27 protein-coding genes and 1 other RNA gene are annotated in these 25,189 nt (G+C 37.9%); 20 read left to right on the top strand and 8 right to left on the bottom strand.

The features are described 5' to 3' along the window. Positions 1-62: 62 nt before the first annotated feature. The 10 genes from ulaG to IGJ20_RS05105 all read left to right on the top strand — a co-directional run bounded on the left by ulaG (position 63) and on the right by IGJ20_RS05105 (position 8,371). On the top strand, positions 63-1,130 hold the full coding sequence (gene ulaG / locus IGJ20_RS05060) for an L-ascorbate 6-phosphate lactonase (RefSeq protein ID WP_202522442.1): 1,068 nt from the start codon (positions 63-65) through the stop codon (positions 1,128-1,130). 17 nt (positions 1,131-1,147) lie between these two features. Then, positions 1,148-1,606, top strand: coding sequence for a PTS sugar transporter subunit IIA (locus tag IGJ20_RS05065; protein ID WP_002365501.1), 459 nt, complete (start codon positions 1,148-1,150; stop codon positions 1,604-1,606). Between the two features lie 12 nt (positions 1,607-1,618). Then, positions 1,619-3,106 carry a PTS ascorbate transporter subunit IIC gene (locus tag IGJ20_RS05070; protein WP_002366460.1) on the top strand — a complete coding sequence of 496 codons (1,488 nt, stop codon included), beginning with the start codon at positions 1,619-1,621 and terminating at the stop codon, positions 3,104-3,106. Between the two features lie 14 nt (positions 3,107-3,120). After that, positions 3,121-3,420 carry a PTS sugar transporter subunit IIB gene (locus IGJ20_RS05075; RefSeq protein WP_002358018.1) on the top strand — a complete coding sequence of 100 codons (300 nt, stop codon included), beginning with the start codon at positions 3,121-3,123 and terminating at the stop codon, positions 3,418-3,420. A 13-nt stretch (positions 3,421-3,433) separates the two neighbouring features. Beyond that, positions 3,434-4,072, top strand: coding sequence for a 3-keto-L-gulonate-6-phosphate decarboxylase UlaD (locus IGJ20_RS05080; protein ID WP_202522443.1), 639 nt, complete (start codon positions 3,434-3,436; stop codon positions 4,070-4,072). A gap of 4 nt (positions 4,073-4,076) precedes the next feature. Further along, the gene (locus IGJ20_RS05085) at positions 4,077-4,937 is read left to right on the top strand and encodes an L-ribulose-5-phosphate 3-epimerase (RefSeq protein ID WP_430605259.1); all 861 of its coding nucleotides are present in this window, start codon (positions 4,077-4,079) and stop codon (positions 4,935-4,937) included. Then, positions 4,927-5,637 carry an L-ribulose-5-phosphate 4-epimerase gene (locus IGJ20_RS05090; RefSeq protein WP_202522445.1) on the top strand — a complete coding sequence of 237 codons (711 nt, stop codon included), beginning with the start codon at positions 4,927-4,929 and terminating at the stop codon, positions 5,635-5,637. Before IGJ20_RS05085 ends, IGJ20_RS05090 begins: the two co-directional genes overlap by 11 nt. A 257-nt stretch (positions 5,638-5,894) precedes the next feature. Then, positions 5,895-6,383 (top strand): cyclic-di-AMP-binding protein CbpB, encoded by a 489-nt coding sequence (gene cbpB, locus IGJ20_RS05095; protein WP_002382126.1) that lies wholly within the window; start codon positions 5,895-5,897, stop codon positions 6,381-6,383. Positions 6,384-6,463: 80 nt separating this feature from the next. Next, the gene (gene dapD / locus IGJ20_RS05100) at positions 6,464-7,165 is read left to right on the top strand and encodes a 2,3,4,5-tetrahydropyridine-2,6-dicarboxylate N-acetyltransferase (protein WP_002358012.1); all 702 of its coding nucleotides are present in this window, start codon (positions 6,464-6,466) and stop codon (positions 7,163-7,165) included. Between the two features lie 36 nt (positions 7,166-7,201). Further along, positions 7,202-8,371, top strand: a complete 1,170-nt coding sequence (locus IGJ20_RS05105; protein ID WP_002388919.1) for an N-acetyldiaminopimelate deacetylase — start codon at positions 7,202-7,204, stop codon at positions 8,369-8,371. A 44-nt stretch (positions 8,372-8,415) separates the two neighbouring features. Here IGJ20_RS05105 and IGJ20_RS05110 read toward each other — a convergent pair whose 3' ends face one another. Continuing rightward, entirely contained in the window at positions 8,416-9,336 is a 921-nt protein-coding gene (locus IGJ20_RS05110; RefSeq protein WP_002382128.1) for a mechanosensitive ion channel family protein, read from the bottom strand. Positions 9,337-9,505: 169 nt separating this feature from the next. Here IGJ20_RS05110 and IGJ20_RS05115 point away from each other — a divergent pair, with 169 nt between their 5' ends. Both IGJ20_RS05115 and IGJ20_RS05120 read left to right on the top strand, forming a co-directional pair. Continuing rightward, entirely contained in the window at positions 9,506-9,868 is a 363-nt protein-coding gene (locus tag IGJ20_RS05115) for a hypothetical protein (RefSeq protein ID WP_002358008.1), read from the top strand. Positions 9,869-9,896: 28 nt separating this feature from the next. Beyond that, positions 9,897-10,769, top strand: coding sequence for an aldo/keto reductase (locus IGJ20_RS05120; protein WP_002393437.1), 873 nt, complete (start codon positions 9,897-9,899; stop codon positions 10,767-10,769). Between the two features lie 50 nt (positions 10,770-10,819). Here the strand turns inward: IGJ20_RS05120 and IGJ20_RS05125 are convergent, their stop codons facing one another. Both IGJ20_RS05125 and gloA read right to left on the bottom strand, forming a co-directional pair. Further along, on the bottom strand, positions 10,820-11,530 hold the full coding sequence (locus IGJ20_RS05125) for a gamma-glutamyl-gamma-aminobutyrate hydrolase family protein (protein WP_023894540.1): 711 nt from the start codon (positions 11,528-11,530) through the stop codon (positions 10,820-10,822). A 153-nt stretch (positions 11,531-11,683) separates the two neighbouring features. Continuing rightward, a complete protein-coding gene (gene gloA / locus IGJ20_RS05130; protein WP_202522446.1) occupies positions 11,684-12,058 on the bottom strand; it encodes a lactoylglutathione lyase in 375 nt (124 codons plus the stop codon). A gap of 148 nt (positions 12,059-12,206) precedes the next feature. On the opposite strand from gloA, the gene IGJ20_RS05135 reads away from it, so the two are divergent. After that, positions 12,207-12,653, top strand: coding sequence for an NUDIX hydrolase (locus tag IGJ20_RS05135; protein WP_002358001.1), 447 nt, complete (start codon positions 12,207-12,209; stop codon positions 12,651-12,653). A gap of 63 nt (positions 12,654-12,716) precedes the next feature. On the opposite strand, the gene yidA is transcribed toward IGJ20_RS05135, so the two are convergent. Genes yidA through IGJ20_RS05150 form a run of 3 tightly spaced genes read right to left on the bottom strand, consistent with a single transcriptional unit; the run spans position 12,717 to position 15,730 of the window. Beyond that, positions 12,717-13,529, bottom strand: coding sequence for a sugar-phosphatase (gene yidA / locus IGJ20_RS05140; protein WP_002360571.1), 813 nt, complete (start codon positions 13,527-13,529; stop codon positions 12,717-12,719). Between the two features lie 18 nt (positions 13,530-13,547). Then, on the bottom strand, positions 13,548-14,918 hold the full coding sequence (locus IGJ20_RS05145) for a dNTPase (RefSeq protein ID WP_002357999.1): 1,371 nt from the start codon (positions 14,916-14,918) through the stop codon (positions 13,548-13,550). After that, a complete protein-coding gene (locus IGJ20_RS05150) occupies positions 14,915-15,730 on the bottom strand; it encodes a lipoate--protein ligase family protein (RefSeq protein WP_202522626.1) in 816 nt (271 codons plus the stop codon). The genes IGJ20_RS05145 and IGJ20_RS05150 overlap by 4 nt, the downstream gene beginning before the upstream one ends. Positions 15,731-16,061: 331 nt before the next feature. On the opposite strand from IGJ20_RS05150, the gene IGJ20_RS05155 reads away from it, so the two are divergent. The 3 genes from IGJ20_RS05155 (at position 16,062) to IGJ20_RS05165 (ending at position 19,111) form a co-directional block, all read left to right on the top strand. Further along, the gene (locus tag IGJ20_RS05155; RefSeq protein ID WP_002382132.1) at positions 16,062-16,499 is read left to right on the top strand and encodes a DUF1934 domain-containing protein; all 438 of its coding nucleotides are present in this window, start codon (positions 16,062-16,064) and stop codon (positions 16,497-16,499) included. Between the two features lie 76 nt (positions 16,500-16,575). Continuing rightward, complete coding sequence (gene rpoE, locus IGJ20_RS05160; protein WP_002357996.1) at positions 16,576-17,193, top strand: DNA-directed RNA polymerase subunit delta; 618 nt, start codon at positions 16,576-16,578, stop codon at positions 17,191-17,193. A gap of 307 nt (positions 17,194-17,500) precedes the next feature. Then, entirely contained in the window at positions 17,501-19,111 is a 1,611-nt protein-coding gene (locus IGJ20_RS05165; protein ID WP_202522447.1) for a CTP synthase, read from the top strand. Positions 19,112-19,194: 83 nt separating this feature from the next. Here IGJ20_RS05165 and IGJ20_RS05170 read toward each other — a convergent pair whose 3' ends face one another. Both IGJ20_RS05170 and recU read right to left on the bottom strand, forming a co-directional pair. Then, positions 19,195-21,531, bottom strand: a complete 2,337-nt coding sequence (locus IGJ20_RS05170; protein WP_010825146.1) for a PBP1A family penicillin-binding protein — start codon at positions 21,529-21,531, stop codon at positions 19,195-19,197. 41 nt (positions 21,532-21,572) lie between these two features. After that, a complete protein-coding gene (gene recU, locus IGJ20_RS05175; RefSeq protein ID WP_002388848.1) occupies positions 21,573-22,190 on the bottom strand; it encodes a Holliday junction resolvase RecU in 618 nt (205 codons plus the stop codon). 62 nt (positions 22,191-22,252) lie between these two features. Between recU and IGJ20_RS05180 the strand changes: the two genes are divergently transcribed. The 4 genes from IGJ20_RS05180 to IGJ20_RS05195 all read left to right on the top strand — a co-directional run bounded on the left by IGJ20_RS05180 (position 22,253) and on the right by IGJ20_RS05195 (position 25,175). After that, the gene (locus IGJ20_RS05180; protein ID WP_002369608.1) at positions 22,253-22,795 is read left to right on the top strand and encodes a DUF1273 domain-containing protein; all 543 of its coding nucleotides are present in this window, start codon (positions 22,253-22,255) and stop codon (positions 22,793-22,795) included. A 93-nt stretch (positions 22,796-22,888) separates the two neighbouring features. Then, positions 22,889-23,299: a cell division regulator GpsB gene (gene gpsB, locus IGJ20_RS05185; RefSeq protein WP_002357990.1), complete on the top strand. Its 411-nt coding sequence runs from the start codon at positions 22,889-22,891 to the stop codon at positions 23,297-23,299. A 107-nt stretch (positions 23,300-23,406) separates the two neighbouring features. Next, an RNA gene (gene rnpB, locus IGJ20_RS05190) (RNase P RNA component class B) lies at positions 23,407-23,775 on the top strand. A 236-nt stretch (positions 23,776-24,011) separates the two neighbouring features. Then, positions 24,012-25,175, top strand: coding sequence for a THUMP domain-containing class I SAM-dependent RNA methyltransferase (locus tag IGJ20_RS05195; protein WP_202522448.1), 1,164 nt, complete (start codon positions 24,012-24,014; stop codon positions 25,173-25,175). Positions 25,176-25,189 lie beyond the last annotated feature (14 nt).

Genomic DNA, 25,189 nt, shown 5'->3' on the forward strand with positions numbered 1-25,189 from the left:
TTTTTGCGGCTATGATTTTCTTATAAAGCATAACACAATCATTTGAGAAGAGGAGTGGTAGCATGAGCAAATCGATTCATGAAATTACAAAAGAAAGTTGGTTGAAGGCGACATTTCCAGAATGGGGCACTTATTTAAACGAAGAAATTAATCAGACAAATGTGCTTCAAGGAACGATTGCACTTTGGTGGCTTGGTTGTACAGGCATTTGGCTGAAAACGCATGAGAACACGAATATTTTATGTGATTTATGGTGTGGAACAGGAAAACAAACGCACGGGAACGGCTTAATGAAAAATGGCCATCAAATGATGCGCATGAGTGGTTGCCAAAAAATGCAACCTAATTTAAGAACACAACCTTTTGTGATTGATCCTTTTGAAATAAAAGAGGTAGATGCTTTAGTTGTCACACATATTCATTCAGACCATTTGGATATTCACACAGCTGCTGCTGTTCATCAAAATTGTCCTAAGGCTCTATTTATTGGTCCAAAAGAAGTAGTGAAAACATGGCAACGTTGGGGTGTTCCGGCAGAAAAAACACGGGTTATAGAGCCTGGTCAAGAAATAAAAGTGAATGATGTGAATGTAGTGGCCTTGGAAGCTTTTGATCGAACCGCGCTAATTACTTCTGATGATCCTGAAAATACATTTAAAGGTAAAATGCCTCAGGACATGAATGAACTAGCTGTCAATTATCTATTTGAAACCTCAGGTGGTACGGTATATCACGCCGGAGACTCTCATTATTCTAACTTGTTTGCGAAACATGGTAATCAATATGCAATTGATGTTTGCTTAGGAGCATATGGCGAAAATCCTCGCGGTATCACAGATAAAATAACTTCTGTTGATATGTTGAGAATGGCAGAATCTTTAAATGCGAAAGTAGTCATTCCTGTTCATTATGATATTTGGTCTAATTTTATGGCGGATCCAAAAGAAATCATGGAAATTTGGAAATTTAAAAAAGATCGTTTACATTATCAATTTAAACCATATATTTGGCAAGTGGGTGGCAAATTTGTTTATCCAGATGACAAAGACAACTTAGAATTTAACTTTGATCGTGGCTTTAATGATGTTTTTGTTAAAGAAAATGATACACCATTTCCTTCATTTTTGTAAGAAAGGCTGGATGTACAATGTTAACTTATTTTTGGGAGCAAGAGCTTATTCATTACTCTGATAAAGAACCGGTTAGTTGGCAAGAGGCGATTCAGGAAAGTTGTTTGATTTTACTCCAAAAACACATTATCGATCAGAGTTACGTCGATGAGATTATCCAGTGTGTCGAAACGTTTGGACCTTATATCATCATTGCTCCTGAAGTAGCCATGCCACATTCATCAGAGGAAAGCGCAGGCGTTTTTGGAACGGCCATTTCTTTTACAAAATTTAAGCAAGCAGTCACTTTTGCTGGCGATCAAGAAGCAAAAACAGCAACATTATTTTTTACATTGGCAGCCCAAAATCCCGCCGAACATCTGGAAAATATCCAGCAATTGATGGATTTATTGATGACGGATGGCGTGATTGCTGACTTGTTAGAAACAAACACGCCAATGGATTTTAAAGAAGTTATGGAGAAATATCAATTATAGGGGGAAAAATCAATGGGGGAGTTCTTGTTAAATAGTTGGACTTATTTTGCTACGAACGTTTTAACACAGCCAGCATATTTGATTGGTTTCATCGTGTTATTAGGTTATCTCTTGTTACGGAGGCCCTTTTATGAATGTTTAGCAGGTTTTCTGAAAGCGACAGTTGGTTATTTTATTTTGAGTGTTGGTTCTGGTGGTTTGGTTAATAATTTTCGCCCTATTCTAGTAGGCTTGAAAGAGCGATTTAATTTACAGGCAATGGTTACCGATCCATACTTCGGGCAAAATGCAGTCGATGCAGGCTTGATGAAAACCTTTGGACGAACCTTTGGTGATGTGATGATTTTGTTATTGATCGCATTTATTATGAATATTTTGTTGGTTCGTTTTCAAAAATATACAAAATTGAGAGCCGTTTTTACAACAGGGAATGTTCAGATTCAACAAGCAGCTACCGCTTTCTGGATTTTACTCTTTTGTTTTCCTAACTTAGGTAGAATCGAAGTACTAATTTTTATGGGCTTAATTCTTGGGTGTTATTGGGCAGTTGCTTCAAATTTAACGGTAGGGATTACGCAGGAATTAACAGAAGGTGCTGGTTTTGCGGTAGCCCATCAACAAATGTTTGGCATATTTATTTTTGCAAAATTAGCAGAATGGTTGAAAAAACGTGATCAAAAGAAACATCGTTCAGAAAAGGTCGATAAAAAATTGGAAGATATTGAATTACCAGGATTTCTATCCATTTTTAATGAAAATATGGTTGCTACGTCCATTTTGATGCTCTTTTTCTTTGGCATTATCTTGCTTGTTTTGGGACAAGATTATTTAATTCAAGCTAAATTTATGCAAGAAGGGCAGAGTTTCTTCTTTTATATCATGACCACTTCATTAAATTTTGCTGTCTATTTAGCTATCTTACAATTAGGCGTTAGAACCTTTGTCGACGAGTTGACGCAGTCATTCCAAGGGATTTCAAATACCATTTTACCAGGCGCTGTTCCTGGGATTGATGTAGCAGCGACTTTCGGGTTTGGCTCGCCCAACGCAGTAACAATTGGGTTTCTCTTTGGCGCATTAGGCCAGTTTTTAATGATTGGCTTACTGATTCTATTAAAGTCTCCGACAATCGTTATTGCAGGTTTTATCCCATTGTTTTTTGATAACGCTGTCATAGCTGTTTATGCAAATAATCGTGGCGGAGTAAAAGCTGCTTGTTTATTCCCCTTCCTTTCAGGTTTAATCCAAGTAGGTGGCTCAGCTTTATTTGCTACATGGATTGGATTATCTCAATATGGCGGTTATTTGGGCATGTTCGATTGGGCAACTGCTTGGCCATTATTTACAATTATTATGAAAGTTCTAGGCTATGTTGGTGTAGCAGTGGTGGTGATTGGGTTACTAATAATTCCGCAACTTCAGTATCGGAAAAATCCAGAAGGTTACTTTATGATTGTCAATGATTATGAACAATATGCTAAAAAATTTCAAGAGAATTAAAGGAGGAATTTGAAATGAGAATACTTGTTTCCTGTGCCAATGGTTCTGGCACGAGTCTAATGATGATGCGGAGTGTTGAAAAAGCAATGAAAGAACTAGGCGTACCGATTACAAAAATTCATCATTGCGCCATTTCAGAAGGAAAAAGCTCTGCTAGCCAATACGACGTTGTTTTTACTCCAGTCAATTTTTTACAAATGTTTCAGCAAGCAGAAAAACGTGGAGTCACAGTGATTGGCATTAAAAATGTAATGTCTGCAAAAGAAATTCAAGAAAAATATATGGCTTCAGATCGTTATCAAAAATCTGAATAAAAGGGTGGGAAAGATGAAAAGACCAAACTTACAAATCGCTTTAGATCATAATAGCTTAGAAGACGCTTTAGCAGATTGTATGAAAGTCGGAGAAATTGTCGATATTATCGAAGTTGGCACTATTTTGTGTTTACAAGAAGGCCAAAAAGCAATTCGTTGTTTAAGACGCATGTTTCCTAATAAGACAATTGTTGCTGATACAAAATGTGCTGATGCGGGCGGTACAGTTGCTCGTAATGTCGCACAAGCAGGCGCTGATTTCATGACGGTCATTTGTTGCGCCACCTTGCCAACGATGGCTGCAGCTCAAAAAGAAGTCCGAGAATTACAAGTAGAACTATATGGAAATTGGACAATGCAACAAGCTCGACAATGGCGAGAATTAGGGATTAATCAGGTGATTTATCATCAAAGTAGAGATGCTCTTTTAGCTGGCGGCAGCTGGGGAGAGAAAGATTTGAATAAAGTTCAAGAACTAATTGACTTAGGCTTTGAAGTGTCCGTCACAGGTGGTTTAACTGTCGAAACGCTTGAATTGTTTCAAGCAATGGCAGTTGCAACATTTATTGCGGGCCGTGGGATTACTGAATCAAAAAATCCTGAACAAGCAGCCAAAGATTTTCAAAAAAAAATCGATCAGATTTGGAAGTGATAAAATGGCACGAATTGGACTATATGAAAAAGCACTCCCGCAAAATTTAACTTGGGCAGAACGATTAACATGGGCCAAAAAGTTAGGGTTTGATTTTTTAGAAATGTCAATTGATGAATCCGATGAACGTTTAGCACGATTGGCTTCGACACCAAGCCAGTTACAAGAACTTTTTCAATTAATGGTGAAAGAAGATTTTTTTATCCATTCTTTGTGTTTAAGTGGTCATCGGCGGTTCCCTTTAGGCTCTTTAAATAAAGAAACACGTGAAAAAGGGCGGAAAATTTTATCTCAAGCGATTCGTTTGGCTCATCAATTAAACATACGGGTAATTCAAATAGCTGGCTATGACGTCTTTTACGAAGAAAAAACTGCCGAAACAAGGGAATTTTTTCTTCAAGGTCTGAAAAAGGGCGTTGAGGAAGCTGCACAATACGGTGTCATTCTGGCTGTTGAGATTATGGATGACCCTTTTATGAATAGCATACAAAAATTTCTAGAAATTAAGGAACAAATTCCGTCCCCTTTTTTGCATGTTTATCCTGATTTAGGTAATTTGTCTGCTTGGCCGGAAAATAATCCGGCGGTTGAGCTTGAAAAGGGAATTGCTGAAATCGCTGCTATTCACTTAAAAGATACCTTCGCTGTAACAGACACCTTTGAAGGGAAGTTTCGGGAAGTTACTTTTGGAGAAGGCTGTGTTGATTTTACAGGCTTATTGAAAACACTCAAGCGGTTAAACTATAGTGGTCCTTTTTTAATTGAAATGTGGAATGAAACGGATTTGAATTTTCAAGAAAAAATTCAAGCCGCGCAGCAGTATCTCTATCCCAAATTAGCAGAGGTGGGTTATTATGAACAATAAAGCGATCATCCAAGCAATGAAACAACGTGTTTATGAAGCGAATCTGGCTTTGCCAAAACTGGGCTTAGTCAAATTAACGTGGGGCAATGTTAGTGAAATCAATCGGTCATTAGGGATTATCGTAATTAAACCAAGCGGCGTCAAGTATCAAGAAATGACCAAGGAACAGATGGTAGTGACTGATTTAAACGGACAACTATTGGAAACCAATGCATTAAAGCCGTCTTCTGATTTACCCACGCATCTTTATCTTTATCAAAAAATGCCAGAAATTGGAGCGATTGCGCACACGCACTCCCTGAATAGTGTTACATGGGCTCAAGCAGGGCGAGCCTTACCTCCTTACGGTACCACCCATGCGGATGCTTTTTATGGCGCTGTACCTTGCACAAGAGCGCTCTCTGAAAGTGAAATTAAAGAAAACTATGAAGAAGAGACTGGCAAAGTCATTGTTGAAACATTTCATGAACAAGAACTAGATCCTTTAGCAATTCCAGGAGTGCTAGTTTATGGACATGGCCCATTTACTTGGGGAATGACTCCGGAAAAAGCAGTTGAAAACAGCTTGATTTTAGATGAAATCTGTTCAATGGCACGTTTGACGGAAATAATTAACCCAGCTGTTGAACCAATTGATCATTTTTTATTGGATAAACACTATCTTAGAAAACATGGGATTTACGCTTATTATGGTCAGTGATGGCTGTGATGAAACGTGTGAAAAAGAAGGATAATTGACTGATTAATTGGTCTTTTATAAAAACTTAGTTGTCTGTTATGGGACAACTAAGTTTTTGTTTTTTTAAGAAAGCGTTCTCTTATTTTGGGGGAGAATAGAACAAAACGTTAATTTTCGTTTGTTAAGTTATGAAGAATTTGCGAATTCCAAGACTTTTTCCGCAGAATTAGGTACAATAAGTTACGTGTTAAAGAATTAGAAATGGAGGCAACCCAATCATGATAGGGACTGCTGTAAAAGAATTATTATTAGAAAAACAAGAAACGTTTTTAGTACCTGCCGAAAATGTCGCCAATGTAATGTGTTTAAATCCTTTAAGTCACGCGGCATTAGTCTTATCGAAAGTTCGCTATTCCAAGATTCCTGTGTTAGATAAGGGAGATCGCTTTGTTGGCTTAATCGGCTTGACAGACGTTGTAGATAAAATGTTTGATTTGACTTCAGTGGATTTTGAAAAATTGAATGAATTTACTGTGGCCGATGTAATGGAAGTCAATGTTCCTGTAATTGGTGAATCGTGGGATTTAGAAGAAGTGTTACATTTATTAGTAGATGCTTCTTTTTTACCAGTGGTTGATGATAATCAACGCTTTAAAGGTATCATTACACGCAAAGAAATTTTAAAAGCGGTCAATCATATGGCGCATGAATTAGAAAAACATCATCTTGTTCTGCCTAAATCAGAAGAAGAAATGAAAGTAATTTAAATAAAACGCAAGAAACTCTTTACTTTTTTCTCATAAATGCGTTATTCTGTATGATAACACGAAGTAAAGGAGTGCTGTGATTGGACGCATATGAGATTATTCAGTATATTGGCGATGCCAAAAAGCAAACACCTGTTAAAGTAACACTGAAAGGGCAATTAAAAGAAGTCACGTTTCCGGAAACAATTAAGGTCTTTAATAATTGTAAAACTGGGACATTGTTTGGCGATTGGGCTGACGTAAAACCTTTTTTAGAAGCAAACAAAGAAAAAATTGAGGATTATGTTGTAGAAAACGATGCACGTAACTCAGCAATTCCTTTTCTTGATCTGAAAGACATTAATGCTCGGATTGAACCAGGTGCTTTGATTCGCGAAAAAGTTGAAATTGGCGATCAAGCGGTGATTATGATGGGGGCTATTCTAAATATTGGCGCCGTCGTTGGTGCAGGGACTATGATTGATATGGGCGCTGTTTTAGGCGGTCGTGCAACTGTAGGGAAGCATTGTCATATTGGCGCAGGAACGGTTTTAGCTGGTGTCATTGAACCACCAAGTGCCGCACCTGTGGTTATTGAAAACGAGGTTGTCATTGGAGCGAATGCGGTCGTACTAGAAGGGGTTCGTGTTGGTGAAGGTGCCGTTGTGGCTGCTGGGGCAGTAGTTGTGGAAGACGTTCCAGCGCATACCGTTGTCGCAGGAGTGCCAGCAAAAGTAATTAAACAAATTGATGATAAAACCAAGAGTAAAACAGAGATTTTAGAAGAATTACGTAAACTCTAAAAATAAATTAGTCAGTCGCGATGAAGAAACTTCTTCATGGCGGCTTTCGATTACCCCAAAAATGAAGGAGTGGCTTTTGTGGAGCAAGAAGAATTAATTGCGATTAGACGGCAACTACATCAAATACCTGAAATCGGTTTAGAAGAAAAGGAAACACAAGCCTTTTTACTTAATGAAATTGATAAAATGAAGCAACCTTATCTGCAAGTTCGAACATGGCAAACGGGGATTTTAGTCTTCATAGAAGGCAAAAATCCTCAGAAAACCATCGGCTGGCGTGCTGATATTGATGGTTTGCCTATTCAAGAGGAAGTGGTTTCTGCTTTTCAATCAAAACGACCAGGGTTTATGCATGCCTGTGGGCACGATTTTCACATGACAATCGGCTTAGGGGTTTTGAAAGAATTAAGTCAACAGCAACCAGACAATAACTTTTTATTTTTGTTTCAACCTGCTGAAGAAAATGAAGCAGGGGGGATGTTGATGTATGAAGACCACGCGTTTGGTGAGTGGTTACCTGATGAATTTTATGCGCTTCATGTTAATCCTGATTTGCCAGTCGGAACTATTAGTACCAGAGTAGGGACATTGTTTGCTGCCACTTGTGAAGTGAACATTACCTTAAAAGGAAAAGGTGGACATGCGGCTTTTCCGCATCAAGCAAATGATATGGTCTTGGCGGCCACCAATTTAATTCAGCAAGCGCAAACGATCGTTAGTCGAAATGTTGATCCTGTGGTCGGAGCAGTCGTTACCTTTGGGACTTTTCATGCAGGGACTGCCTGTAATGTGATTGCCGAAGAAGCAACTTTATCTGGTACAATTCGCACATTGACAGCAGAAACTAATGAACAAACGCAGCGAAGAATTCGCGAAATTAGTGAAGGTATTGCGCAATCTTTTCAATGTGAAGTAACTGTTCATCTTGATCAGAAAGGGTATTTACCTGTAGTGAATGAGCCAGCATGTACCACGAATTTGATTGAATACATGAGCAAACAAGCAACAGTTCAATTTCAACAAGCACCGGTTGCAATGACAGGTGAAGATTTTGGCTATCTATTGTCTAAAGTCCCAGGCACGATGTTTTGGTTAGGCGTGGCAAGTCCTTATAGCCTTCATTCTGCCAAGTTTGAACCGAACGAAGAGGCGTTATTGTTTGGAGTGGAGGCAGTTAGTGGCTTTTTAAAATCATTGGACAATTAGAAAAACAGCCACCAGATAACTAATAAGTATCTGGTGGCTGTTTTTTATTTTGCAATAATGGGCGTATTGGGAATCGTAAAGCCGGCCTCTGTTAATGCTTTGATATATTGAGCTAGAAATTCTTCTTTGACCGCAAATTGTTTGCCGTTTAGTACATACATGGTCGTTCGCACCGCAAAGTTGCCATTGCCTAAATCGACCATACCAAAAATATCTGGCCCAGTTTGAATACTTTCGATATACTTTTCTTTTAACGTTTCATTGACTTCTGTAATCACTTCACAAATTTTTTCATAACCTTCTTCAGGATTGATGCGGACATCAATTAACACTTGCATATTGGCACGAGACAGGTTACTGATTGTGGTGATGTTTCGGTTTGGAATAAAATGAACAGTTCCATCAACCGCTTTAATTTGAGTGGTTCGTAATCCGACAGAAGTAACTGTTCCTTCAATATTTAACGCTAATAAGCGAATATAATCGCCTACATCCATTTGTTGTTCCAAAATAATGAAAAATCCGGTAATTAAGTCATTCATGAATCCTTGAGCCCCTAAACCAATGGCAACACCGGCAATTCCCGCTCCGGCTAATAATGAGCCAACAGGCACTCCGACAATGGTCAAAAGAGAATAGATGAAGAAAAAGAACAGCGTATATTGAAATGCATTAATAATTAAAGTGTGTAACGTTTTTAAACGGCTTTCACTAAAATGTTGCTTTTTACTATAATTTGCATAGGTGCGATCAATTAAATATTTCCCGATTCGCTGAATAATAAAAAATAGAAAAATCAAAAATAAAATTGATAAACTTTTTTCAATTAAGGTAGCGACAATGGCATCCCAATTAATATTGTTCCAAAAGCGTTGTAGCGCGCTCACTTTTTTTACGGTCGCTTCTGCTAAATCAGGAGCAGAAGAATCGACTGTTTCAGTACTGGCTAAACCAAGTATCAACATAAAAATCCAACTTTCTCTAAAATTTCTTCTTTTAGTATACTAAATCTCTCGGCGAAAGGGGAAGAAAATAGAAAGTTTTTTTAAAGACTTAACATGTTTTTTTAGGAATGTTATAATTTTGTAAATAAATAATATATTTTATAATTTTGTTAAAGGTTGTGAGTGCTGCGTGAAAGTTTCAATTGAATGGGCAAAAAATGATTTACTTTCTAAATTACCTGTAACAATTTTTATTGATGAACGATGTGCCACTCGCTTGACGGCTGACAAGCGACGAACATTCATCTTCCATAATCCAGTCGCTTTACGATTAGGGAGTCGTTTTTTTAGTAGTCAGATAATCGAAATTGCGGAATCATGTACATTGAAAGTTTCCTTTAATTGGTCCTGTGTTTATCTCTTTTGTATCTGGTTACTTGCAGTTAAACTGTGGATTGGAAGCGTTAGCGGTCGAACAATTGTAGTTGTGGCACTAATCGGAGTGCTGACCTATTGGCGTCGTTATTTATTGAAAATAAAGAAAATGACCTGACGAGTCGTGATTGTTTCGTGAAAGAAGAATGCGTAGTATACTAAAAGTAATGAAAATGAAGGGACTGAAGAAACACATGACTTTGGATAAAACAAAAAAATTAGCAAACGGCAATGAAATGCCACGCCTAGGTTTAGGTGTTTGGCGTGTAGAAGATGGCTCAGAAGCAACAAATTCAGTAAAATGGGCTTTAGAAGCGGGTTATCGCTTGATTGATACGGCAGCCGTTTATAAAAACGAAGTAGGGGTGGGCGAAGGCATTCGTCAATCGGGTATTCCCCGCGAAGAAATTTTCGTGACGACGAAATTATGGAATGAAGATCAAGGCTATGAAAATGCGATTAAAGCGTTTGATAAAAGCTTAGAAAAATTAGGGTTAGACTATGTTGATTTATATTTAATTCACTGGCCTGTTGCTGGTAAATATAAAGAATCATGGAAAGCATTAGAAGAAATTTACGCAAGTGGTCGTGCCAAAGCAATTGGCGTTTCCAATTTTCATCAACATCATTTGGAAGATTTATTAACAGAAGCAAATGTTGTGCCAATGGTGGATCAAATTGAATTACATCCTACGTTAACACAAGAACCGCTACGAAAATATTTAGCCGAAAATAAGATTGCCGTGGAGGCTTGGTCTCCTCTAGGACAAGGTAATTTATTATCTGAACCAGTACTAGTGAAAATTGGTGAAAAATATGGTAAATCAGCGGCCCAAGTGATTATTCGTTGGCACTTACAAAATGATATTATCGTGATTCCCAAATCTGTTCACGAAAAAAGAATTCAGGAAAATTTTGCTGTCTTTGATTTTGAATTAACGCCAGAAGAAATAACCGCAATTAATCAGTTAAATAAGGATCATCGTTTTGGTGCAGATCCAGATAATTTTGATTTTTAAGTATGATAGCAAGTAAAAACGGAGGGACGAAAGACGTCCCTCCGTTTTTACTATAATTTTTGAACAAAGTAGTTAAAGAGTGCTTGGGATTTGGCATCACGTGCGTACATTAGTTCAGGATGCCATTGAACAGCTAATAAAGGCTGCTGTTCATTTGTTGATTCCACTGCTTCTGCAAGGCCATCAGAGGACCAAGCAGTAACGCGTAAATCTTTTCCTAAAGTATGTAGTGCTTGGTGATGGTACGAGTTGACTTGACCAGTTGTACCATATATGTTTGATAATTGACTGTCTGGTTCAACATCAATACGATGCGTCGCAAAGATTGGTTGAGTGGGTTGTTGTCCGTGCTTAACTGACCATTGAGGATACATCGATAAATCTTGATATAATGTGCCACCTAAAGCAACATTGACTAATTGCATTCCACGGCAAACCGCAAAAATAGGTTTGTTTTGTTTTAAGGCTTCTTCAATTAGGGCTAACTCAAACTCGTCACGATCACGATTCGTTTCTTCTAATTTTATATGGGGTTCTTGTCCGTAAAATTCAGGGGCAACATCTTGACCGCCTGCTAAAAGTAGTTTATCAATTTGTTGTATATACGTAGCGGCTAATTCTTTGGGGCCAATTGGCAAAACGAGAGGAACGCCACCTGCGGCTTGAACAGCGCTGACAAAACCTTGTGGGGTGTACGTCACTTGGTTACCGTGAAACACTTCAGCTGCCTGCAAAAGTTGATTGCCAGCGATTCCAATAATTTTTTTGTCATAATAACATCACATCCTCAATAAATTCATACGTTCTATTGTAGCACTTTTTTTGAAAAAAGTGTTTGAGAAGAAGTCGAGACAAGTTTTGTCTCGGACAGCTCTCAAACACAAAAAGCTCAGTAAGTGAACAAGTGAAACTTTTTAACGTTCACGAATGACTTCGATTTTATAACCATCTGGGTCGACAACAAAGTAATAAGATGGTGCAGTTCCAGGTAAGCCTTTTAAGTCAGTGACAGTAAAGCCAGCCGCTTGATGTTTTTCGTGTAATCCTTCTAAATCATCTGTACTGATGGCGATATGACCATAACCGTTTCCTAAATCGTATGCTTCATGATCATAATTATAAGTTAGTTCTAGTTCGTAGTCGTCTCCTGGTAAAATTAAATAAACCAAAGTAAATTTATTTTCTGGAAAATCACGACGGCGACTTTCTTCAAAATTGAAGGCTTTTTGATAGAAATCTAATGATGCCTCTAAATCTTTTACACGCACACATGTATGAGCCATTTTCATAGTTAAAAACTCCCTTTCAAACTTAATTATATTTCCAACGTTAATAGTAGCATAGATAAACGTGAAATGTAGAGAAAAACGCTTGGTTTCTGACTTGTTCTAAAGGAATTTCTCAGGTAAAATAGATGAAAAGAGAAGAGGTGCGCCAATGAAAACGCCAACGTTTGGAAAAAGAGAAGAGACATTGACCTATCAAACAAGATATGCTGCATACATTATTGTTTCAAAGCCAGAAAATAACACAATGGTTCTGGTACAAGCGCCAAATGGAGCTTATTTTTTACCAGGAGGCGAAATTGAAGGCACCGAAACGAAAGAAGAAGCGATCCACCGAGAAGTGCTAGAAGAATTAGGAATTAGTGTAGAAATTGGCTGTTATTTAGGGGAAGCTGATGAATATTTTTATTCGAACCATCGCCAAACTGCCTATTATAATCCTGGATATTTTTATGTAGCGAATACTTGGCGGCAACTTAGCGAACCCTTAGAAAGGACCAATACTTTACACTGGGTTGCACCAGAAGAAGCAGTCCGTTTATTAAAAAGAGGAAGCCACCGTTGGGCCGTTGAAAAATGGCTAGCGGCAGCATCATAAAATAACGAATAACCCTCAATCTATGTTGATTAGATTGAGGGTTATTGTTATTGAAAAGAATGTTTAAATTAAAACCATTTTTTCAATAATTTGAGCGACACCATCTTCGTCATTACTAGTGGTATGCACATCGGCAATTGTTTTAACATTTTCTGTCGCATTGCCCATCGCAACACCAATCCCAGCGTAATCAATCATGGATAAGTCATTTTCATTGTCACCAATGGCCATCACTTCGTCTTTATTTAAGCCTAAATGGTCTGCCAATTTTGCTAGAGCATTGCCTTTGCTAGCATTTTTATTCATGATTTCATAGTAAAAAGGTGTACTTTTAACAGTCGTATATTTTTCGGTAAAATGTAATGGTAATTTTGCAATGGCAGGATCTAAAACTTCCGGCTCATCAATCATCATCATTTTAATAATGTTCATCTCTGGTGTCATTTCATCCACCGTACGATATTTCAAAGGCATGTTCACTAAAGATGCTTCGTGAATCGTATATTTACCAATATTGCGATTGGCAGTGTAAATAGCGGAATCATCAATTGTATGCAAGTGAGCGCCGACTTTACGAGAATACATTTCAATTTCTAAAAAATCCTCATAACTTAAGGTATAGCGTGAAATAATCGCATTATCTTTGGTTGCTTGGACAAGCGAACCGTTGTAGGTAATCACGAAATCATTTTCACCATATAAGGCTAATTCATCCAATTGTTCTTTCACGCCTGGCAAAGGACGGCCTGTACATAAAACAATACGAACGCCTTGATCATTTGCTTTTTGGAGCGCTTCTTTGACCCGTGGGGTAATCTTGTGTTGTGAATTTAGCAATGTTCCGTCGATATCAATAGCAACTAACTTAATTGACATAGAATCCTCCTAGAAAACCTATTTTTTTAAAACTAACGCACCATTATGAATGTAACTTGAAAACTCACGATACGTCTCATCAAATAAATCGTAATGTTTTTTATTTCCTTGGTCAAGCATTTCTTTAGGGAAATAGAAACGTTCATCTCCTTGACTTTGACCAGCAAGTGCTGCAACTAGGGGACTGACCGTTGCCAATTCCACTAATGAGCCATCTTTTTGCATCAATTCAATTTGTGTACGATGACGGTCTTTATTTGGACGATAAAAATCGTAAGGTAAATCATAGCTTGAATTAATGGCAGTATAATATTTAGGGTTGAAACCAACTTTTTCAATCAATTCCCTTAAATAAGCAATCGTTGCTGCGCTCTCTTTTTCGTTCGTAAAGGTGGCTGACTTCAGAGGCTTACGCATAAGGAAACGTTTGGCTAAATCACCTAGAATTGAATCAGGCACATCCATCCATTGTGTAAAGTACGTAGAGAGGACGCCATCATCCAATTTTAAATATTCTTGTAAGGTGAAGTCCCCTTTAAAGAATGGTACAAGCAGAGAGGCTTGTAAATCATAGTCAAATTCAGGGTTTTCAAATAATTCTTTCGCCCGATGCAATAAATGATCAAGAATCACTTCCATCCCACGAGAAACAGGGTGGAAATAGACTTGGACATACATTTGGTAACGACTAACGATATAGTCTTCCACCGCATGCATCCCATTCATAGCAAAGGCAATGCCTCCTTTGTAGGGTCGAATCACACGTAAAATTCTAGTTAAATCGAAAGTTCCGTATTCTGTCCCTGTAAAGTATGCATCACGTAACAGATAGTCCATGCGATCGGCATCAATTTGACTAGAAATCATTTGCACCACTTGAGGATTTGGGTATTGTTTAGTAATAACGCTGGCGACTTTTTCAGGAAAATCTGCCGAAACACGGTTTAAAATTTGATAGACTTCCGTTTCTGGTGAGGTGATGATTTGGACCGTGATTGCTTCATGGTTTGTATCAAAAATATGCTCGAATGTATGTGAATAAGGACCATGACCGACATCATGTAATAAAGCTGCGCAAAGTGTAATCAGGCGCTCGTCGTCATTCCAGCCGTTTTCACCTAATCGTTCCACAGAATAGTTACGTTGGAAAATCTCACAAATCCGACGTGTAATTTCGTAAACACCCAAAGAATGGGAAAAACGACTATGTTCGGCACCGTGAAACGTAAAAGAAGAAGTACCTAGTTGCTTAATGCGACGTAATCGTTGCACTTCAGCAGAATTAATAAGGTCTAAAATCACTTGATGTTGGACATGAATATAATTATGGACGGGATCACGAAAAACTTTTTCGATTGGTAATCGTTGCTCTTTATACGGAATCGTCATACGATCTCTCCTTTAATTAAGGCGTTTCGTTGCGCCATTTTTTCCAGCTGGACAGTTAAATTTGTTTGGAACCATTCTGAGGTTATAATTGGTTCGGTTAAGTTTGGATCAATAGATTTTTCAAATTGTTGAGGTAATGCTTCGATTAAACGGGTTTTTACGGCGTCTATTGTTAATGGAGTCTCAATCAGGGTTTCTAAATTTGCCATCACTGCTGGATCAACGGGTGGATAGCCATTTTCACCAAATTGTTCTTGTAACCCAGCAAGGTAAAAGTCTCGAACCACTTCTCCACGAGCAAGTTGATTGCCGTTAACGCTGATGTAAATCATGACAGCAATACCGTCTTTGACGCGTCGTTGGGCAATCCCAGAAAACTTTTGACCGCCAATACTTAAATCATAAGTACCGGGACAATAGGATGTAGTAATTTCAAAGGCGTCAATCTCTTTCTCCGGAAAACTCTGACGGAGCCAAGCCCACATTAATTCATAAGCCGCATCGATACTTAATTTGTGTTCAGAATTATTTGGTAAAATAAGTGAAACATTTAAAATACCCGAATCGGCAATCACCCCTAAACCGCCGGCATTGCGAACGACTACAGAATAATTGTTTTCTTGCAGAGAAGCGATGCCTTCTTTTAGATGTGGTACACGGGTATCTTTCATGCCAAGAATCATTGCTTGATCCAATTGCCAGAAATGAATGATTGGTTGGTGCTGCATTCCTGAAAAAGTGGTTAAAACATCGGTCAAGGCAAAAGGTAAAAAATAGTCACTGTTTGTTAAACAACCTGAATCAAGGAGCATAAAGGATTCAGTGTGAAGGGGAAAAGTTGTGCTCATAAAAAACGTCCTGTCTATTTATAATTACGTCATTTAATACGTTTATTTTCTTACTCTCTCTTATATTATATACAAAAAACGCAAAAAAGCATGTTATATAAACGAATTCTGAAGGAATTCTCTAAAATAGTAAACGGTTTTCTTATTAAATAGATGAAACAAATGCTTGCAACCCGTGAAAAGAGCTTATACAATAAGAAAAGGTACATAAGCAAGGAAAAATTGACTTTAGTTGACAAATACATTGAAAAAGTCAACAATAAGAAAGTTATATTTTGGAAAAGGAGTGACCATTATGGATTTATCAACAGGCGTTCCTGTATCGATTCAACTAAAAACGATTGTCCAACAAGGCAACGAACAAAAAGATTTTTTCTTTGACTTAGAAGGTCAATTAGTAAAAATGGGTGATACATTATACATTCGTTACAAAGAAGAATTATTAGAGGATACAGAGCCAACCCCCGTAACCATTAAAATTGAACCAGACGGGCATGTTCAGTTGATTCGTGCCGGTGAATTACGGATGCGTTTAAGATTTGGCTATCAGGAAAAATTAGATACAAGTTATCGAACCCCTTATGGCTTGCTGCAGATTAGTACGTTTACACATAATTTGCGTGTTAGTTTAAAAGATCAACCAATGTCTGGTAAGATTTTAGTTGATTATGATTTATACTCTCAAACAGAGCGAATCGGAGAATATCATTTAGAATTAGAATTTACTGCATAAATATTGCAGAATAGAATTGATTTTTTTTCAATGTTTTTGTATGATAAGGAGTAGACTGTGAAAGGACGTGTACCTCTTGGAAATTAATGTATTTGAAGGGTTAAACAAAAAAGAATTATCCATGATTGAAGTAGCACACGCTATTTTAGAACAACATGCAGATGTAATGGATTTTTCTGATTTAGTTAACCAAATCCAAAATTATCTTGGCAAGTCTGATAGTGAAATTCGTGACCAATTAGCACAATTTTATACAGATTTAAACATCGACGGTAGCTTTATCTCATTGGGAGACAATCGTTGGGGCTTACGTTCATGGTATCCAATCGATTCAATCGATGAAGAAGTTACACATGGCTTGGAAGAAGACGAAGAAGATGCACCACGTCGTAGAAAACGTAAAAAAGTAAATGCCTTCATCACTAATCCAAACGATGAAGATGTAATTGACTATAACGATGACGATCCAGAAGATGCTGAATTAACAAATGATGATGAAGAAGACATCTTGTACGATGATGAAGAAGATGAAGATGAAGAAATCAAAGCATACAACTCTGACTTACAAGAGATTGGTGCAGATTCAGACGATGATGAAGAAGATATTCCGCAAATCGAAGAAGATTTAACGATCATTGATGACGATGATGTTGAAGATGAAGACGATTTTGATGACGAATATTCTGAAGAGTAAGAAACCAAAAAGCTTGATTCCTAAGAAGGAGTCAAGCTTTTTAGTTGAATGCTTAAGAAAAATGAGAAAATAGAAAAAATTATTTTCTTGAATAGAAGTACTTGACCTGATGTTCGTTTGCTTGTATTATACTACTTGGGCACCTTTAAGAAGGTCAGAAGTTTGAACGAACTTACAAGCTCCCTATTCGTAATGGATAGGGAGCTTTTCTATTTTTGTTTCTTTTTTATTTGGAGAAACGTAAGAGTCTCAAAGTTGTTTTACTTCTCTCTACAAAATATTATCAAAGAAAGGGTTTTTAACTATTATGACAAAATACATCTTTGTTACAGGTGGCGTGGTTTCTTCTATCGGAAAAGGGATTGTCGCAGCATCTTTAGGACGATTATTAAAAAATCGTGGATTAAAAGTAACGATTCAAAAATTCGATCCATATATTAATGTGGATCCGGGGACAATGAGTCCTTACCAACATGGAGAGGTTTTTGTCACAGATGATGGTGCCGAAACAGATTTGGACTTAGGTCACTATGAACGTTTTATTGATATTAACTTAAATAAATACTCAAACGTAACCACTGGGAAAATTTATTCAGAAGTCTTACGTAAAGAACGTAAAGGGGAATACTTAGGTGCAACAGTGCAAGTTATTCCACACATTACCAATGAAATCAAAGAAAAAATCATGCGTGCAGCGAAAATGACGGATGCCGATGTGATTATCACAGAAGTAGGTGGTACTGTCGGCGACATCGAATCATTACCTTTCCTAGAAGCATTGCGTCAAATGAAAGCTGATATGGGTAGTGACAACGTAATGTACATCCATACAACCTTGATTCCTTACTTAAAAGCGGCTGGCGAAATGAAAACTAAACCAACACAACATAGTGTCAAAGAATTAAGAAGTTTAGGGATTCAACCAAATATTTTAGTGGTCCGTACGGAATTACCTGTTTCTCAAAACACTAAAAACAAATTAGCACAATTCTGTGATGTTAATCCGGAAGCGGTAATTGAATCTCGTGATGTTGAAACGTTATACTCCATTCCATTAGCACTTCAAGCACAAAACATGGATCAAATTGTTTGTGATCATTTAAAATTGGATGCACCGGCTGCAGACATGACTGAGTGGCGTGCATTAGAAGAAAAAGTTCTTAACTTGAAAAAGAAAACAAAAATTGCGCTGGTTGGTAAATATGTTGAATTACCAGATGCTTATATTTCTGTTGTAGAAGCATTAAAACATGCTGGGTTTGATTTTGATTCAGATATCGAAATTGATTGGGTTGATTCACAAGAATTAACTGCTGAAAATGTCGCTGAAAGAATTGGTTCAGCAGATGGTATTTTGGTTCCTGGTGGTTTTGGTGATCGTGGAATTGAAGGAAAAATTGAAGCGATTCGTTTTGCTCGCGAAAATGACGTACCATTCCTTGGCATTTGCTTAGGTATGCAAATGGCCTGTGTAGAATTTGGTCGTAACGTTGTGGGCTTAGAAGATGCTGGTTCTGCAGAAACTAATCCTGACGTGACAAATAACATTATTGATTTAATGGCAGATCAAGAAAATATCGAGAATTTAGGTGGCACACTACGTTTAGGTTTATATCCATGTAAATTGAAAAAAGGAACGAAAACTACGGCAGCATACGGAAATGAAGATGTTGTCCAAGAACGTCACCGTCATCGTTATGAATTTAACAACAAATATCGTCAATTATTTGAAGAAAATGGCTTAGTTTTCTCTGGAGTTTCACCAGATAATCGTTTAGTTGAGATTGTTGAAATTCCTGAAAAACAATTTTTTGTGGCTTGTCAATTCCACCCAGAATTAATTTCTCGTCCAAATCGCCCACAACGCTTAATCAAAGGATTTGTTGGTGCAGCTTTGGCAAATAAAGAAAGTAAATAAGCAAAAATGGACGAAGTGATTCAGTTCACTTCGTCCATTTTTAATCTAAAAAAGTACGGGGCTCATCATGAGCCCCGTACTTTTTATGCTGCTTTATTTTCATCTGGTTTAGAACTACTTTCAGGTGGTTGCGGCGGTTCTTGTGAACTAGAACTTGAAGGTTCAGGTGGTTGTTCTGATGTTGCCGGTTGCTCTGCTGAGGAAGAGCTTGCCGGTTGTTCGGTTGATGGTGGCGCTTCAGAGGAAGAAGGCGCACTTTCTGAACTAGAACTTGATGAACTTTCCGCTTCTTTTGTGGAAGAGGATTCCACCGTACTGCTAGATTCCGGCTGTGGTGCTGAAGAGGTAGTACTTGGTAAAACTTGTACATTTGGTACCTCATAGGCATCTTTCACGTATAATTCATTACCTACCCGCACAACACTGTCTGGCTGCACCCAGTCATCGTTTGAAACATTTTGAGACAAGTAACTCATTATTTCACGATAAACATCCGAGGCAATCCCATAGTATTCTTGATAGATTGGTGTATTTCGATCATTGTATCCAGTCCAAACAGAAACGGCATAGTGTGTTGTATAACCAACAAAGGTACTATCCGGGGCAATTCCTTTTTCTGTTGTGCCCATTCGCGCTAAATCTTCATCAGTATAGTTAGAAGTCCCTGTTTTGGCCGCTTGGATTAAGCCTGGAATGGCGCCGTTAAATCCTGTTCCGCCGTTTAAAACATCTTTTAACATATCCGTCATCATATAGGCGGTAGAGTCTTTCATTGCACGTTTGCCATCAGGTTGATAATCAACGCTAGTTCCATCATTGAAAACGACTTTGTTTACGTAATACGGTTTGTTATAAATCCCATTATTGGCGAAAGCCGCATAAGCTGCTGCTAACTTCAATGAGGAAATTCCATATTTATCGCCATCTACATCGCTTGTGTTACTTGAAATGGCATTTGACGCTTCTAAGTTTTTATAGTCAATTCCTAGTCCTTTAATGAAAGGCATGATGTTTTCTTTACCAACTTCATCAAACGTCTGGACCGCGGTTGTGTTACGAGAACCCATAATCGCACGGCGCATAGTAATGACGCCTTGATATGTTAAATCAGAGTTGAAGACATCAATGTCGGTACCAGGATATTTCGTTGGTTTATCCACCATGAGGCGACCTGTCGAATAATTTAAATTCTCAATTGCGGGACCATAATCCATGATTGGTTTCACGGTTGAACCAACATCACGTTGGGTGTTAACAGCTAAATTGTTTCCTAATTGCACATCATCAGGAATGTGACGACCACCAATTTGTGCTCGGACTTGTCCAGAGGCAACATCAATAACGGTTGAAGCCACTTGCATTTTATCATCTGGAAACGCAACGTATTGATCACTGTTGACAATATCGTAAAGTTGTTTTTGGGCATTCATATCTAAGTTTGTGTAGATATCTAGTCCGTCTGTGTAAACATTTTTACCAGTTTTTGCTTTCACTTCATTGATTACTTCTTTGACGTAATTATCTACGACTTTTCGATTGTCATCACTGGCTTTTAATGGCACTAAGCCTTCATCGATTGGGGTAGCTTTGGCTTTTTCGTACTCTGCTTTCGAGATTTTTTTATTGTCGTACATTGTGTAGAGTACAACATCCCGGCGTTCTTTAGCAGTATCTGGTTTTGTATAGGGATCGTATGAGTTTGGCGCTTGTGGCATTCCTGCCAGTAGGGCCGTTTGTGGTAAATCAAGTTCAGATAAATGTTTACCATAATAATTTTCAGCCGCTGTTTCCATTCCATAAAAACCATTCGCCATGTAGACTTTGTTAATGTAGTAAGTTAAAATTTCTTCTTTTGATTTTTCACGTTCTAAACGAACAGCCATCCATGCTTCTTGTGCTTTCCGTTTCAAGGTTTGGTCAGATTCTTTTGTAGAGAAGTAGGACAATTTAATTAATTGTTGGGTTAAGGTACTTCCGCCTTGTAATCCACCATTTTTGACATTTGAAAGGGCAGAACCGATAATCCGAATCGGATCCACACCAATGTGTTTATAGAAACGACGGTCTTCGACAGAAACAATGGCATCTTTTAATAATTGAGGCACATCATTTGGTTGAATTAATTCACGCTTTTCTGCGCCTAAATCCTCAAAAATTTCATTATTAATATCGTAAAGCTTCGATGAAACTGTCGCATTCAGTTTGTCATCTTCTAATTTTGGGGCTTGTCGTGCATAGAACCAAAAAAGACCAACGCCTGCTAAAAAAGCGACCATCCCAGCGATAAGTAAGCCAAGAAAGATTTTTAAAACAAGCCGTTTTTTCTTTTTCGGCGGTTGTGTCTTTTTCTTGTAACTCGACTTCGATGAGGTGTTGGATGCATGTCTAGCAGCTCGCGAGCCTGAATTTGAGGTTGGCATAAATAGCAACTCCTTTGTTATACTTTCAAAACTTTATGAATCTAGTGTGTCTGAATATATTGTTCCACTGCGTCGAGATAAGGGATTCGCGGTGCGATTCCAAAAGATAATTCAATTCCTTCTTTCTCGATGAGTGCAAGCGGCATAGATTTTTTTCCAGTAACTGCTTGGTTTTTCCAATGCGTTATTAGATTTTCACCACTAAAAAAGAAGCAGCGTTTTAAGCTTGAAAACCATAATAGCACAAAACAAATCCCTTGTTGTGCTATACATTGTTCCATATGATCAATTTGATGTTGATGAAAATTTTTAAAGGGAAAGGACGTGGTGTTTTTCGTTTCTTTCGCTTCAAAATCTATGTAACGGCCTTGATATACACCGTTATAATCAGTCGTTGAAGCTTGTCTAAAGTAGGCCTCCTTAATAACAGCCGCACTTCGTTTGGGATAATCTACTTTAACAATTTGAACAGGAGTGGGTTTCTTATGAACGACTGCTTGCTTATTCAATAGATAATATTGATTGCTTTGATTGATCGCTTCTTCGAAATCCATCCCACGATTACCAAATTCAACGGGGCGTTTCTTTTTTACTTGTTTTTTTGGTGATTGTGCTTCATGATGATTATAAGGTATTCCGTTAGGATAATGGAACGTCACGTTTATCACACTCCTAGCCTGTATTATACCAAAAAAAAGACCTGAAAGAAAAGGGATGACTTATGGAAATGATAAAAACCCTCTATGTCACCGGTTATCGCAGCTTTGAATTGGGGATATTTCAAGGAAAAGACCCGAAAATCACAGTTATTAAAAATGTCTTAAAAAAAGAGTTAGCCAGTTATATTGAAACGGGAGTAGAATGGATTTTGATTTCTGGCAATTTAGGTGTTGAACTTTGGACAGCTGAAGTAGTTGGGGAATTAAAAACGGAATATCCAGAAGTTCAGCTAGGTTTACTTTATCCGTTTAAAGACTTTGGCAATAATTGGAATGAACAAAATCGAGAACTGTTAACGAAAGCGGAAAGTTTGGCAGATTATATCAACTCAGTAAGTCACCAGCCCTATCAATCGCCAGCACAATTAAAAATGCATACAAAATTTCTTTTGGAACATTCTGGGGGCAGCTTACTTATTTATGACAAAGAGTACCCTGGCAAAACGGAGTATTTTTTAAAGGATGCACAACATTTTTCGGAACGAGAACCCTATGATATTCGCTTAATTACAATGGATGATTTACAAAACTCGGTGATTGATTAGAGAATCTGTTTGATTTTCTAGCTATTTTTCGTTACAATAGTATTTGTGGAACTATGAAATTTTCTATCGTAAATAAACAAATGAGGTGTAAACATGGCAAATTTAGTATATAGTCCTAAAGACATTTTACAAAAAGAATTTAAAACGAAAATGATGAACGGGTATGACCCAATTGAAGTAGACGAATTTTTAGACAATGTTATTAAAGACTACGAAGCTTATAATAAAGAATTATTAAGCTTGCAAGAAGAAAACAGCCGCTTAATGGCAAAATTAGACCAATTATCAAAAGCCCAACCAACGCCTCGTGTTGCTCAAGAAGTACCAAAAAGTGCAGCAGTGACCAACTTTGATATTTTAAAACGTTTATCAAACTTAGAGCGTGAAGTTTTTGGTAAAAAGTTAGATGAAACACCTTCAACACCTGTAACGCCTTCTGCACCGTCAATGACTGCAGAACCAGCGAACCATGATGTTGATAATGCACAAACACGTCAATTTTAACAAGACAATTTAAGTCAAGTTTTCACGAGGAACAAAAAGCATTTGTTAGAATAGCGGACACTTGTTGTAGTGTGTAAATTTTTGCTGTTCGTCTAAACAGATTTGTAATTTTCGGGTGATCGCGGTTTGCTTTTGCAAGCTGAGGAAAGTCCATGCTCGCACAAGCTGAGATGCTTGTAGTGTTCGTGCTTAGCGAAATCATAAGCTAAGGTACTCTTTTAGAGTAACGGCAGGAAAAATGACTAAGGTTTCGACTATGTCAAAGTATCCTTGAAAGTGCCACAGTGACGAAGCGATGTGGGAAACTCCATCGGTGGAACGCGGTAAACCCCTCGAGCGAGCAACCCAAACAATGGTAGGGGCGCTCTTCTAAAGGAAATGAACGAGTAGAAGAGGCAGAGTTTACTCTGCAGATAGATGATGACCGTCACCATTTTTTCCTGAAGAATTGGTGATACAGAACATGGCTTATAGAAAATTACAAGTAATTCAGGAAGACCTTCCAACGTAGTTGTGAAGGCTTTTTTTACGAAAAGAATAAAAAAATGTTAAAATAAAGAAACTGAGATAAAAGTAGTAAGCTGTCTGTTCTAAAGAGGCCGGAACAGGACCGTTTAGTTCAGAGAAAGCGGACAATTATAAAAAACAAGCGGAGCAGTAGTCGGCAGGACTGTTAGCTCCAGACAATAAAAAGAGTCAAGAAGGAGTTTTTATGACGAAAGAAAAAACATTCAAACTTGTTGCAACGGCTGCTAGTGGCTTAGAAGCATTAGTTGGAAAAGAATTGCGTGATTTAGGGATTCCCTGTGAAGTAGAAAATGGCCGGGCCGTCTTTGAAGGAACAGTTGAAACAATTGCTACTGCCAATTTATGGCTACGAACAGCAGATCGGATTAAAATCGTCGTTGGCGAATTTAACGCCTATAGTTTTGATGAATTATTTGAAAAAGTTAAAGCACTTCCTTGGGAAGATTATTTGCCTTTAGATGCAGAATTTCCAGTTGCAGGTAAATCAATTAAGTCAAAATTGTATAGTGTTCCTGATTGCCAAGCCATCACCAAAAAAGCCATTGTTAACCGTTTAAGAGAAGTTTACCATCGTCCAGCGACGGTGCCTTTAACCGAAACAGGAGCTTTTTTTAAATTAGAAGTGGCTCTTCTAAAAGATAAAGTGACGTTGACGTTGGACACGACTGGGCCAAGTTTATTTAAACGGGGCTATCGCATTGAAAAGGGGGGCGCACCTCTTAAGGAAAACATGGCAGCTGCTTTAGTGATGTTGACCAATTGGCGCAAAGATCGTCCTTTTTATGATCCAGTTTGTGGTTCTGGAACAATTTGTATTGAAGCAGCATTAATTGGCCATAACATTGCCCCTGGCTTTAATCGTAGTTTCACTTGTGAAACATGGGATTGGGTTGATCCAGCAATTTTTGAAAAAGTACGTAACGAAGCCGAGGCAAAGGCAGACTACGATGTTGAATTAGATATCTGTGGTTCAGATGTTGATGGGCGAATGATTGAAGTCGCACGAGCGAATGCTGAGGAAGTTGGTTTAGGTGATTCAATTACTTTTAAACAATTGGCCTTAAAAGATTTTACAACCGAGAAGGAATATGGTGTAATGGTAGCTAACCCGCCTTATGGTGAGCGTTTAGGAGAAGAGGAAAGTGTTCGTCGTTTGTATAAAGAAATGGGCCATGTTTTCCGTCCGTTAACTACTTGGAGCAAGTATATACTGACGAGTGATCTTGCTTTTGAAGAATATTATGGTGCCAAAGCTACTAAAAAACGGAAGCTTTACAACGGAGCCTTACGAACAGATTTATTCCAATACTGGGGAACACGTCCACCAAGAAAACCACGGGAAGACTAAGAAAGCTGGTGTAA

It is taken from the genome of Enterococcus sp. DIV0294 (genome assembly GCF_050558155.1).
In the GTDB taxonomy this organism is placed as follows: Bacteria; Bacillota; Bacilli; order Lactobacillales; family Enterococcaceae; genus Enterococcus; species Enterococcus faecalis.

Bases quoted from the DNA above. Each gene is read 5' to 3' on its own strand.
- ulaG (WP_202522442.1), top strand. From the start codon at position 63: ATGAGCAAATCGATTCATGAAATTACAAAAGAAAGTTGGTTGAAGGCG.
- IGJ20_RS05065 (WP_002365501.1), top strand. From the start codon at position 1,148: ATGTTAACTTATTTTTGGGAGCAAGAGCTTATTCATTACTCTGATAAA.
- IGJ20_RS05070 (WP_002366460.1), top strand. From the start codon at position 1,619: ATGGGGGAGTTCTTGTTAAATAGTTGGACTTATTTTGCTACGAACGTT.
- IGJ20_RS05075 (WP_002358018.1), top strand. From the start codon at position 3,121: ATGAGAATACTTGTTTCCTGTGCCAATGGTTCTGGCACGAGTCTAATG.
- IGJ20_RS05080 (WP_202522443.1), top strand. From the start codon at position 3,434: ATGAAAAGACCAAACTTACAAATCGCTTTAGATCATAATAGCTTAGAA.
- IGJ20_RS05085 (WP_430605259.1), top strand. From the start codon at position 4,077: ATGGCACGAATTGGACTATATGAAAAAGCACTCCCGCAAAATTTAACT.
- IGJ20_RS05090 (WP_202522445.1), top strand. From the start codon at position 4,927: ATGAACAATAAAGCGATCATCCAAGCAATGAAACAACGTGTTTATGAA.
- cbpB (WP_002382126.1), top strand. From the start codon at position 5,895: ATGATAGGGACTGCTGTAAAAGAATTATTATTAGAAAAACAAGAAACG.
- IGJ20_RS05105 (WP_002388919.1), top strand. From the start codon at position 7,202: ATGGCGGCTTTCGATTACCCCAAAAATGAAGGAGTGGCTTTTGTGGAG.
- IGJ20_RS05110 (WP_002382128.1), bottom strand. From the start codon at position 9,336: ATGTTGATACTTGGTTTAGCCAGTACTGAAACAGTCGATTCTTCTGCT.
- IGJ20_RS05120 (WP_002393437.1), top strand. From the start codon at position 9,897: ATGCGTAGTATACTAAAAGTAATGAAAATGAAGGGACTGAAGAAACAC.
- gloA (WP_202522446.1), bottom strand. From the start codon at position 12,058: ATGAAAATGGCTCATACATGTGTGCGTGTAAAAGATTTAGAGGCATCA.
- IGJ20_RS05135 (WP_002358001.1), top strand. From the start codon at position 12,207: ATGAAAACGCCAACGTTTGGAAAAAGAGAAGAGACATTGACCTATCAA.
- yidA (WP_002360571.1), bottom strand. From the start codon at position 13,529: ATGTCAATTAAGTTAGTTGCTATTGATATCGACGGAACATTGCTAAAT.
- IGJ20_RS05145 (WP_002357999.1), bottom strand. From the start codon at position 14,918: ATGACGATTCCGTATAAAGAGCAACGATTACCAATCGAAAAAGTTTTT.
- IGJ20_RS05150 (WP_202522626.1), bottom strand. From the start codon at position 15,730: ATGCTCCTTGATTCAGGTTGTTTAACAAACAGTGACTATTTTTTACCT.
- IGJ20_RS05155 (WP_002382132.1), top strand. From the start codon at position 16,062: ATGGATTTATCAACAGGCGTTCCTGTATCGATTCAACTAAAAACGATT.
- IGJ20_RS05165 (WP_202522447.1), top strand. From the start codon at position 17,501: ATGACAAAATACATCTTTGTTACAGGTGGCGTGGTTTCTTCTATCGGA.
- IGJ20_RS05170 (WP_010825146.1), bottom strand. From the start codon at position 21,531: ATGCCAACCTCAAATTCAGGCTCGCGAGCTGCTAGACATGCATCCAAC.
- IGJ20_RS05180 (WP_002369608.1), top strand. From the start codon at position 22,253: ATGGAAATGATAAAAACCCTCTATGTCACCGGTTATCGCAGCTTTGAA.
- gpsB (WP_002357990.1), top strand. From the start codon at position 22,889: ATGGCAAATTTAGTATATAGTCCTAAAGACATTTTACAAAAAGAATTT.
- IGJ20_RS05195 (WP_202522448.1), top strand. From the start codon at position 24,012: ATGACGAAAGAAAAAACATTCAAACTTGTTGCAACGGCTGCTAGTGGC.